This is a genomic window from Mesorhizobium sp. M4B.F.Ca.ET.017.02.2.1 (assembly GCF_003998955.1).
GTDB lineage: Bacteria > Pseudomonadota > Alphaproteobacteria > Rhizobiales > Rhizobiaceae > Mesorhizobium > Mesorhizobium abyssinicae.
Window position 1 is genome coordinate 1 of sequence record NZ_RZOF01000239.1, and the last position, 10,252, is coordinate 10,252.

At 67.9% G+C, this 10,252-nt stretch carries 11 protein-coding genes and 1 pseudogene; 9 read left to right on the forward strand and 3 right to left on the reverse strand.

The features are described 5' to 3' along the window. Positions 1–1,416, forward strand: a 1,416-nt coding sequence (locus EN738_RS23805) for a CHAT domain-containing protein (protein ID WP_145966913.1), incomplete at its 5' end; no start/stop codon positions are given. Beyond that, positions 1,413–2,834, forward strand: a complete 1,422-nt coding sequence (locus tag EN738_RS23810) for a hypothetical protein (RefSeq protein WP_127285841.1) — start codon at positions 1,413–1,415, stop codon at positions 2,832–2,834. The genes EN738_RS23805 and EN738_RS23810, both read left to right, overlap by 4 nt. A 35-nt stretch (positions 2,835–2,869) precedes the next feature. Here the strand turns inward: EN738_RS23810 and EN738_RS23815 are convergent, their stop codons facing one another. Next, entirely contained in the window at positions 2,870–3,286 is a 417-nt protein-coding gene (locus EN738_RS23815) for a VOC family protein (protein WP_127285842.1), read from the reverse strand. Between the two features lie 168 nt (positions 3,287–3,454). Between EN738_RS23815 and EN738_RS23820 the strand changes: the two genes are divergently transcribed. The 6 genes from EN738_RS23820 to lpxK all read left to right on the forward strand — a co-directional run bounded on the left by EN738_RS23820 (position 3,455) and on the right by lpxK (position 9,030). Continuing rightward, positions 3,455–4,798, forward strand: a complete 1,344-nt coding sequence (locus EN738_RS23820; RefSeq protein WP_127285843.1) for a TldD/PmbA family protein — start codon at positions 3,455–3,457, stop codon at positions 4,796–4,798. Then, the gene (locus EN738_RS23825; RefSeq protein ID WP_127285844.1) at positions 4,785–5,591 is read left to right on the forward strand and encodes a 3'(2'),5'-bisphosphate nucleotidase CysQ; all 807 of its coding nucleotides are present in this window, start codon (positions 4,785–4,787) and stop codon (positions 5,589–5,591) included. Before EN738_RS23820 ends, EN738_RS23825 begins: the two co-directional genes overlap by 14 nt. A 74-nt stretch (positions 5,592–5,665) precedes the next feature. Beyond that, complete coding sequence (locus EN738_RS23830) at positions 5,666–5,911, forward strand: DUF4170 domain-containing protein (RefSeq protein WP_127285845.1); 246 nt, start codon at positions 5,666–5,668, stop codon at positions 5,909–5,911. A 20-nt stretch (positions 5,912–5,931) separates the two neighbouring features. Continuing rightward, on the forward strand, positions 5,932–6,690 hold the full coding sequence (locus tag EN738_RS23835) for a lysophospholipid acyltransferase family protein (RefSeq protein ID WP_245478410.1): 759 nt from the start codon (positions 5,932–5,934) through the stop codon (positions 6,688–6,690). Continuing rightward, complete coding sequence (gene waaA, locus EN738_RS23840; RefSeq protein ID WP_127285847.1) at positions 6,687–8,003, forward strand: lipid IV(A) 3-deoxy-D-manno-octulosonic acid transferase; 1,317 nt, start codon at positions 6,687–6,689, stop codon at positions 8,001–8,003. The genes EN738_RS23835 and waaA overlap by 4 nt, the downstream gene beginning before the upstream one ends. 1 nt (position 8,004) lies before the next feature. Beyond that, the gene (gene lpxK, locus EN738_RS23845; RefSeq protein ID WP_127285848.1) at positions 8,005–9,030 is read left to right on the forward strand and encodes a tetraacyldisaccharide 4'-kinase; all 1,026 of its coding nucleotides are present in this window, start codon (positions 8,005–8,007) and stop codon (positions 9,028–9,030) included. Between the two features lie 6 nt (positions 9,031–9,036). Here lpxK and EN738_RS23850 read toward each other — a convergent pair whose 3' ends face one another. After that, positions 9,037–9,270 carry a DUF2093 domain-containing protein gene (locus EN738_RS23850; protein WP_127285849.1) on the reverse strand — a complete coding sequence of 78 codons (234 nt, stop codon included), beginning with the start codon at positions 9,268–9,270 and terminating at the stop codon, positions 9,037–9,039. 114 nt (positions 9,271–9,384) lie between these two features. Here EN738_RS23850 and EN738_RS23855 point away from each other — a divergent pair, with 114 nt between their 5' ends. Further along, positions 9,385–9,969, forward strand: coding sequence for a hypothetical protein (locus EN738_RS23855; RefSeq protein ID WP_127285850.1), 585 nt, complete (start codon positions 9,385–9,387; stop codon positions 9,967–9,969). Positions 9,970–9,985: 16 nt separating this feature from the next. Here EN738_RS23855 and EN738_RS23860 read toward each other — a convergent pair. Then, positions 9,986–10,252: pseudogene (locus EN738_RS23860) on the reverse strand (transcriptional regulator); the annotation flags it as partial.

Here is a 10,252-nt window from a genome sequence, read left to right on the forward strand (position 1 = left end):
GGGAAGGAAAAGGCGCTGGGGCAGGCGACTTCTGCCGGTGCGAGCGGCGCCGACGCGCTGGTGCGCCTGCGCGGCGAGATCGATTCTCTGCGCGCCGAACTGGTTGGCGTCGACGCCACGCTGGCGCGGTCCTTCCCGCGCTATGCCGACCTTGCCCATCCCAAACCGCTGTCGGTGGCCGACGTGCAGGCCCTGCTCGATGAGGACGAGGGCCTGCTGCTGATGCTTGCCGGGCACGATCACATCTTCGTCTGGGCGATCGGCAAGCATGACACCGCCTGGACCGAAACCGGCTATGGTGCGGAGATCCTTGGCGGCGACATCGCCAGGTTGCGGGCCGAGCTCGATCCGGCGGCGGCCGCGCGCGGCGCCAGGACACTGGTCCCCGGCATGGACAAGCCGCGTGTCGCGCCCTTCGATCGCACGACGGCCAGCATCCTCTATGGCGAGCTGATCCGACCGGTCGAGCCGGCGCTGAAGGCCGCGCGCCACGTCTTCGTCGTCAGTGACGGTCCGCTGGCCGGCCTTCCCTTGTCGGTACTCGTCGCCTCGGCTCCCACCGGTGAAGACACCGACCCGGAGGCGCTGCGCCGGACCGACTGGCTGGCGAGGCACTATGCCTTCACCACCTTGCCGTCCGTCGACAGCCTGGCCGTCATCCGCAAATACCCGCCGCCGCGCGGCGGCAAAAAGCGCATTGCCTTTCGCGGCTTCGGCGCGCCTGTGCTGGGCGGCGAGACGGTCGAGGTCGCTTCCGCCCCTCCCGCAAGTTTCTTTCGCGGCAGCCTCGCCAATGTCGACGCAGTGCGCGACCTGCCGCCGCTGCCTGAGACCGGCCCGGAGTTGCGCAAGCTCGCCGCCATTCTCGGCGCGCCGGAAACGGACCTCTTTGTCGGCGCGAGGGCGAGCGAAACCATCGTCAAGCAGACGGACCTGTCGACGACGGACGTCCTGGCTTTCGCCACTCATGGCCTGCTCTCCGGCGACCTGCGCGGTCTGGCCGAGCCAGCCCTGGTGCTGACCCCGCCGCAAGTCGCCACCGCGCGCGATGACGGCCTGCTGACCGCCTCCGAAGTGGCGGAGCTCAAACTGTCGGCGCAATGGGTCATCCTCTCGGCCTGCAACACCGCCGGCGGTGACGGCCGGCCTGACGCCGAGGGCCTGTCCGGCCTGGCGCGCGCCTTCCTCTACGCCGGCGCGCGGGCGATCCTTGTCTCCCACTGGCCGGTCCGCGACGATGCCGCCGCACGTCTGACCACGCAGACGCTTGCGGCGCTGGGCAGCGGCTCAAGGCTCCGCCGAGCCGAGGCGCTCCGCCTCGCCATGCTCGACATCATGCAGGACAAGGATGATCCCTCGCTTGCGCACCCGTCCGCCTGGGCGCCCTTCGTCCTTGTCGGGGAGGGCGGCTATTGAAGACGGTTCTGCGCTTCATCGCTGCGTCGCTGCTGTCTCTCCAGGCAGGTGTCGCCCTGGCCGACCGCATCGATCCGTTCGCCGTGGCCGAGAAGGCCGCCGAGGCCTACCGCAAGAACGACAGCTACCCCGAAGTGCGCGGCATGTTCAGCGAGGCGCTGCGCGACGCCCGCCGCAGGGGCGAGCTCACGCCCGACTTTGCGATCATCTACGCCATGTATGCCGACACCACCCGCTTCGACGGCAACCCGGCGTTTGCGCTGCAACTGGCGGACGAAGGCCTGTCGCTGCTGCTCGGCGCGCAGCAGCCCGACGCAGACATGAAGAATTCGCTGCTGGTGTCGCGCGCCTATGCGCTGGCCGATCTCGGCCGCTACAAGGAAGCGATCGAGACCGTGACCATCACCGCGCTGTGGATGGGCGAGCGCTTCGGCGAGGCGCAGCGCAAGCAACTGGAGGACCAAGCCCGGTCGTGGGCGAAGAGCGCCACCGGCGCCGATGCCGGGCGGGCTCTGCCGTCGGCTGCCGAACTGGCGCTCGATCTTGCCGGGAAGGCCGACCAGGCGCTGGCTGTCGGCAATACCGAACTCGCTCTGACCCTTGCATCGCGGGCCATGCTGCCGGGCGGTACCGGTCTTGCCGAGGATGATGTCGATTTCCAGAACGCCCACTGCCAGTCGATCTCCGGCACCGCCTATGCTTTCGAGGGGCGCAATGCCCTGGCTGTGGCGGCGCTGCGCCGCGCCGCCGATCTGCTGGTCGCCTCGCCATGGGATGGCCAGTCGAAGCCGAAGCTGCGCGATCTCGCGCTGACCGACGCTGGCTGGCGTCGTTTGACCTGGAGCGTCTTCAGCCGCCTCGCCGCTGCAGCCGTGGCGACCGGCGACCGGCAGGCGGCCGCGGCCGCCATCGACATAGCCGGCGATTTCGCGGCGACGCCGGAACAGCGCTTTGCGCTGCTTTCGCAGCAGGCCGGACTTGCCTTCAGCAGCGGCGATTACCAGCGCGCCGAGGAGACCTTCAGGAAGAGCGAGGCGGATGCGGCCCTGTCGGGCGATGCGGTCAACGCGGCGCTGTCGCGCTTCTATGTCGCGATCGCGGTGCTGGCGCGCGGCGACGGTGCCCCCGACGGGCCCGCGGTGCGCGATCTGCTGCAAGCCGCCACCGCCGCGGCGGACGTCGCGCGGGACGATCCGCAGGTGACCGAATATGTCCTGGCCACGGCGGTTCGCATGATTGTCACCAAGACCAACGGCTATGAAGCCGCCATGCCGCTCGCCCGCCGCGCCTACGACATCTTCAGGCAAAGGCAAACGGCGATGGCCAATTACGACGCCGGCCAGGAGGCTTCGCGCCGCGACGGGCGGCGCTTCCTCGAAATCTTCATCGCCGGCCAGTACGAGACGGGCGCGAAGTAGCAGCGCGGCTCAGCTTGTGGCGTGGCCCGATCGGCTCAATGCGCGAAGATCTGCTCCAGCGAACGGAAGCCCTTGAATTCCAGGGCATTGCCGGAGGGGTCGCGGATGAACAGCGTCGCTTGCTCGCCGGGCTCGCCCTTGAAGCGCACCATCGGGCGCTCCAGCCAGTCTATGTCAGATCGCGCTTCCAGCCTGGCTGCCAGCCGCTCCCATTCGTCCATCAGCAGCACCGCGCCGAAATGCGGAATCGGCACCGCGACACCGTCGACCTTGCCGTCGTGCGCCGCCACTGAGGCCTGCGGCCGCAAATGCGCCGACATTTGGTGGCCGAAGAGATCGAAATCCACCCAACTCGCCGAGGAGCGACCGATGGCACAGCCCAGCACCTCGCCATAGAAAGCGCGGGTTTCATCGAGATCACGCACCGGAAAGGCGAGATGGAAAGGGGTCATGGCGAAGGCTCCTGGCAGTTTGGCGATGCATTGGGCGGTGGTTTCGGCCGGTCCGGGCGCGATTTGGTCGCGGCACTCTGATTGTCCTTCCGCCATTGCACAAGCGGCAGGGGAACAATAGATGGTGCGGCAGCTTCCCAACCACGGCGAAGAAACAGGATCAAGTGCATGACCGACAAGCTCGACGCAGCAAAACTGACCGACCGCGTCGCGGCCCTGGTCGAGGCTGCAAGGCGCGCCGGCGCCGATGCCGCCGACGCTGTCGCGGTGCGTGGTCGCTCGGCGGGCGTTTCGGTGCGGCTGGGCAAGGTCGAGGGCACCGAATCGTCGGAAAGCGAGGATGTCTCGCTGCGCGTCTTCGTCGGCCAGCGGGTGGCGAGCGTTTCGGCGACCTCGGCCTCGGACCCCAGGGCGCTGGCTGAACGCGCCGTCGCCATGGCCAGGGTATCGCCCGAGGATCCCTATCAGGGCCTTGCCGATCCTGCCCTTCTGGCCGGCAAGCCCCGCGACCTCGACCTCTTCGACGCCACCGAGGTTTCGGCCGATGCGTTGAAGGAGGCGGCACTTGCGGCGGAAGCGGCCGCACTCGCCGTCAAGGGCGTCACCAATTCGGCCGGCAGCGGCGCCAGCGCCGGGCTGGGCGGCCTGGTGCTTGCCACCTCGCACGGTTTCGTCGGCCAGTATGTCGCCTCGCGCTTCTCGCGCTCGACCAGTGTCATTGCCGGCGAGGGCACCGGCATGGAGCGCGACTATGAGTTCTCGTCGCGCCAGCATTTCGCCGATCTCGATGCGCCCGAAGAGATCGGCCGCAAGGCCGGCGAGCGCGCCGTGCGCCGCCTCGGCGCTCGCAAGGCGGCGACCGGACCGGTCGACGTCGTGTTCGATCCGCGCGTCGCGCGCGGCATCGCTGGCCATCTCGCCGGCGCCATCAATGGCGCCGCGGTGGCGCGCAAGACCAGTTTCCTGCGCGAGATGATGGGCAAGCAGGTCGTCGCGGCGGCGATCACCGTCACCGACGAGCCGCTGAGGCGCCGCGGCCAGGCCTCGCGCCCCTTTGACGGCGAAGGCGTCGAGGGCGAGAAACTGCTGATGGTGGACAAGGGCGTGCTCAACCACTGGTTCCTGTCGACCTCGGCCGCGCGTGAGCTCGGCCTTGTCACCAACGGACGCGGCTCGCGCAGCGGCTCCTCGGTCTCGCCGTCCTCGACCAATCTCGCCATCGAGCCGGGCGAGCGGACGCCGGAAGACCTCATCAAGTCGCTGAAGCGCGGCTTCTATGTCACTGAAGTCTTTGGCCAGGGCGTCGACATGGTGACCGGCGAATACAGCCGCGGCGCCTCCGGATTCTGGATCGAGAATGGCGAGCTCACCTATCCGGTCGCCGAAGTGACAATTGCCTCCCATCTGAAGACCATGTTCCTCAATATGGTGCCGGCGAGCGACCTCGACCGCAATTTCGGCACCGCGGCGCCGACGCTGCTCATCGAAGGCATAACCCTTGCCGGCGCCTGATCCGACCGTCCTGACCGGGGCCCGCGAGGACCTCGCTCTGCTGCGCGACGCCGCCCGCGAGGCGGGCGCGATCGCCATGCGCTATTTCGGCAACAACCCGAAAGTCTGGATGAAGGGTGGCACTTCGCCGGTCAGCGAGGCCGACCACGCGGCCGACGCCTATCTTCGCCAGACCTTGCTCAAGGCGCGGCCGGGTTACGGCTGGCTATCGGAGGAAACCGCCGACGACCATGCCAGGCTTGCCGCGCACCGCACCTTCGTCGTCGACCCGATCGACGGCACGCGTGGTTTTCTCGATGGCCTGCACTCCTGGTGCGTGAGCGTCGCGGTGGTGGAAAACGGGGTGACGCTTGCCGGCGTCCTCGAATGCCCGGCCAAGCATGAGACCTACTGGGCGCTGCCCGGCGAAGGCGCCTTCCTCAACGGCGAGCGGATTCGCGTGCGCGCGCTGCCGGACAATGTGGATATCGGCGGCCCGAAGCCGCTGGTCGACCTGCTGCCGGAGGCGTGGCAGGGCCGGTTGCACCGCATGCCCTATATTCCATCGCTTGCCTACCGGCTGGCGATGATCGCCGCCGGCAAGCTCGACGCCACCTTCGTCAAGCCCAACGCGCATGACTGGGACATCGCCGCCGCCGACCTCATCCTGCGCGAGGCGGGCGGCGCCTTGCTCGACAGACAAGGCCGGCCGCCGCGCTATGCCGGCGCGGTGATCCACCACGGCGCGCTGGCCGCCGGCAGCGGCGAGCTGCTCGACGTGCTTGCCGGCGTCATCGCCGGGCTGGAAAGTTGAACCATCATCAAAGGTTCCAAAGTCGGCGGCTTTGGTCTAGACCTTTGCAAACTCACGATATGTGAAGGACCGACATGGCCGTGGAAGACGGAAAGAAACAGCTTTTGCACCTGGTATTTGGTGGCGAGTTGAAGAAGCTCGGCGGAACCGAATTCCGCGACCTCGACGGACTCGACATCGTCGGCATCTATCCCGACTACCAGTCCGCGCACTCGGCATGGAAAGCCAAGGCGCAGGCCAGCGTCGACAATGCCCATATGCGCTATTTCGTCGTTCACCTGCACCGGCTGCTCGACCCAGACGTGAAGGCCGCCGGTTGACACCGTTGGAGCATGAAGCGGTGAAGGGGCAGCCCGCCCATACGGTCAGGCGTGGCGGCAAGACGCTCTGGCGCAGGATTCGCGAGCCGCTGGCGCAGTCGCGGTTCGTCAAAAGCTTCATCGCCGGCCTGTTCGCCAATTTTGTCCGTCTGGTTCGCCTGACGAGCCCGCTGGTCAAGGGGTCGACTCAGGTCGCCGGCGGCGCCTACGCGCATCTGGAGCCCGGTATCATCGCGCTCTGGCACGGCCAGCACCTGCTGACGCCCGCCTATTACCCGAAAGGCCGGAAGCTGGTCGCCATGGTCTCGCGCAGCGCGGATGCCGAGCTCAACGCGTTGATGCTTGAGAAGTTCGGCATCGAGGCGGTGCGCGGCTCCGGTGGCCGCGACAGTACGAGGCATCTCGACAAGGGTGGCGCCAAGGCTTTGATTGCCCTGAAGAAATCGCTCGCCGCCGATAAGAACGTGGCCATGATCGCCGACATTCCGCACGGCACGCCGCGCGACGCCGGGATGGGCGTCGTGCTTCTGGCGCGGCTGTCCGGCCGGCCGATCCTGCCTTCGGCGATCGCCACCAGCCGCCGCAAGGTGCTTGAAAAAAGCTGGGATAAAACCACCATAAACCTGCCTTTCGGCCGCTCAGCGGTTATCGTCGGGCCGCCGGTATTCGTGCCGGCCGATGCAGACGACGCCGAGATGGAACGCAAGCGCCAGGAAGTCACCGACGCGATCAACGCCGCAACTGCCGAGGCCTATCGCCTCGTGGACGGTTCGAAATGAGCGAGCGCTGGGCGCGCGCCATGCTGTCGGCCTACCGCTACGCGGGCGCCGCCGCCTATCCGCTGATCGGCCCCTATGTCGCCTGGCGCACCTCCAGGGGCAAGGAAGATCGCGTGCGCCGGCGCGAGCGCTACGGTGTCGCCGGCCGGCCGCGTCCGGAAGGACCGGTGATCTGGATCCATGCGGCCAGCGTCGGCGAGACCATCGCCGTCGTGCCGCTGGTCAAGAGCATCCTCGACTATGGCGTCAACATCGTGCTCACCACCGGCACGGTCACCTCCGCCCAGGTTGCCGACGAGCGGTTGGGTGACCGCATCATCCATCAATACGTGCCGCTTGACCTGAAGCCCGCCGTCAGCCGCTTCCTCGACCATTGGCGGCCGGACCTGGCGATCATCGCCGAATCGGAGATCTGGCCGATGACCATGCTGGAACTCGGCGCCCGCCGCGTGCCGCAGGTGCTGGTCAACGGCAGGCTGTCCGACCGCTCCTTCTCGTCGTGGAAGAAACGCGCCAACATCGCCGAGGCGCTGTTCGAGAACCTTGCCCACGTAGTTGCCCAGTCGGATGTGGATGGCGAGCGCTTCCGCACGCTCGGCGCCCGGCCTGTGACGGTGTCTGGCAACCTCAAGGTCGATACCGCGCCGCCGCCGGTCGACGAGCGCGCGCTCGCCTCGCTGAAGCGGCAGATCGGCGAACGGCCGACCTGGGCGGCGATCTCGACCCATGACGGCGAGGAGGTGGTGGCGGCTGAGGTGCATGCGACCCTGCACCGGCGCCACCACGGCTTGCTCACCATCATCGTGCCGCGCCACCCCGATCGCGCCGAAGCGCTTTCCGCGCAGATTTCCGCCATGGGCCTGAAGCTCGCCCGCCGCAGCAGGGGCGACAGGATTACGGCCGACACCGACATTCTGCTTGGCGACACGATCGGCGAGATGGGTCTCTACCTGCGGCTGACGGAAATCGCCTTCGTCGGCCGCTCGCTGACCTCCGAGGGCGGCCAGAACCCGCTCGAGCCGGCGATGCTGGAGACGGCGGTGCTCGCCGGCCGCAACGTGCAGAACTTCCGCGAGGCCTATCAGCGCCTGCTCGACAGCGGCGGCGCCAAGCTGGTGCGCGACCGCGACATGCTGGCCGGCGCCGTCAATTTCCTGCTGACCAACGAGGTGGCGCGCCATGAGATGATGGCGGCGGGAGCGGCCACCGTCGACGAGATGCGCGGCGCGCTGGCACGCACGCTGAAGTCGCTGGAGCCCTACATCCAGCCGCTGATCGTCAAGTCGCGCCTGAAGGGCGCAGACGGGAGGTAGCGTGACCTCCGAAGCACCGCCCTTCTGGTGGGAAAAACCGGACTGGCGCGTTCTGGCGCTGTCGCCGCTGTCGGCGGCCTATGCGGTCGTCGCCGGCCGCCGCATGCGGCGGGCACCGCGCGAAAAGGTCGAGGCGCCGGTGCTGTGCGTCGGCAACTTCACCGTCGGCGGCACCGGTAAGACGCCTGTGGCGATCGCGCTCGCGAGGCAAGCCAAGCGCATGCAGCTCAATCCCGGCTTCCTGTCGCGCGGTCACGGCGGCTCCTTCGGTGAGCCGCACATCGTCGATGCGCATCACGACGCCGCCAAGCATGTCGGCGACGAGCCGCTGCTTTTGGCCGAGCATGCGCCGGTGGCGGTGACGCCGAACCGTGCCGCCGGCGCCAGGCTGCTGAAGCAAAAGCTCGGCTGCGACTTCCTCATCATGGACGACGGCTTCCAGAGCGCGCGCCTCCATATCGACTTCGCGCTGGTGGTCGTCGACGCGCGCTACGGCATCGGCAACGGCCGCGTCATCCCGGGCGGACCGCTGAGAGCAAACATCGTCGACCAGCTGGTCTTCACCAGCGCGCTGCTCAAGATGGGCGAGGGGACGGCCGCCGACGCGGTGGTGCGCCAGGCGGCGCGCGCCGGCCGGCCGATCTTCGAGGCGCATACCGAGCCTCGCGCCCGCAAGCGCTTCGCCGGCAAGCGCTTTCTCGCTTTCGCCGGTATCGGCCATCCCGACAAGTTCTTCCGCACGCTGAGCGAGGCCGGCGGCGAGGTCGTGCTCGCCAAATCCTTCCCCGACCATCATTTCTACGCCGAGGACGAACTTGCCGAACTGGCGGCGACCGCCAAGCGCGATGGGCTTCGCCTGGCGACCACCGCCAAGGACGCCGCCCGGCTGCGCCATGGCGCGTCGCAAGAGTTCCTGGAGCAGCTCGACGTACTGGAGATCGACGCCGTCTTCGAGCTCGACCATGCGCCCGAACGCATCATCGACGAGACGCTGGATGCCTGGCGGCAGCGCAAGCTGCGGGGATGATAAGACCTACTTTCGGCTGCGCAGCTCCGGGTGCATCTCGATCTCGCGGCGCAGCGAGGCGGTGGCGTTCACGTAGGGCTCCTGCCGGGCGACGCTCCAGTATTTGAGCTCATCCAGCGGAATGCTCTCGCCCGTCACCGCACAGCGCACGAATGCGCCTGGGCTGGTGACCTGAAAGTCGCCGTCGAGATAGCGGATGCGGGCTTCCTTGCCGCCCGGGCCTTCAAAACGGTTCATCATGAAATGACGCTTGGGTTCATGAGATTCAATCGCCACAAATCGCAGGCAAGGTCAAGCTTGACGCAATGCTCGTGGAGTATCGCTCGATCAGCATAATGGTTGATGGGAACCGGCATGGACATTTCCTCCACCCGCCTGACACTGAAGGAGGCGCTCACGCCGCAGCCGGTGCCAACGGCCAAGGCCGATCCGGCGACCGCGGCGCTGGTCAAGGCGCTTGTCCAACCGCCGGCGCCGTCGGCCGCGACTTCGGCCCAGTTCGCCGCCCAGGCTTTCAACGGCTCGTTGCCGAGGCCGCCCGCCCACGCGACTCAACGCCTGTCTTCCGACCAGATCGAGGATGCCTACAGGGCGGTCATGGAACCGGAAGCGGATCGTGCCTCGGCGGGCGTTCGGCCAGGCAGGCCGGCGGCGGAAGCCGAACAGGCTTCGCGCGGCCCGACCTCGCCTCAGACGGCGATAGCCGACAGCATGACGAGGGCTGCGGCGGCACCGACATTGCCTGTGTCCACGATCGCGGTTTCCTCTTCAGTGCTGGTTGCTGCCAATTCCAACGCGCCCAGGCCACCCGGCGCGGCCGCCCGACCGGGTAGCGCTCGATCGTCGCAACCCAGCCAGCCGCCGCTGTGGATGATGTCGATCTTAACGGCGCTGCTCTCGGCGACGATCACCACCATCGCGCTGTTGCTGCTTCGCTGACCAGGTCTGACCGGCTCTACGCGTCGTCCTGCAGGAAGGCTTCGAGTTTTTCAGTCGCAAGGCCTGCCTGTGCCGCAATGCGCCGCGCAAGGTCTGCCGCGGCGGCGCGCGGGCGACCGACGGGCCGGTCGAGCCAGTAGGACACCGGATTGAGCGCGGTGCGGTCATCGACGGCGACGATCCGGCCCGTCTTGAGTTGCGCCTGCGTCAGTGGCGGCCGCGCCAGCGCGATGCCCAACCCGTGCGCCGCAGCGTCGAGCACCAGATTGTAATCTTCGAAGCG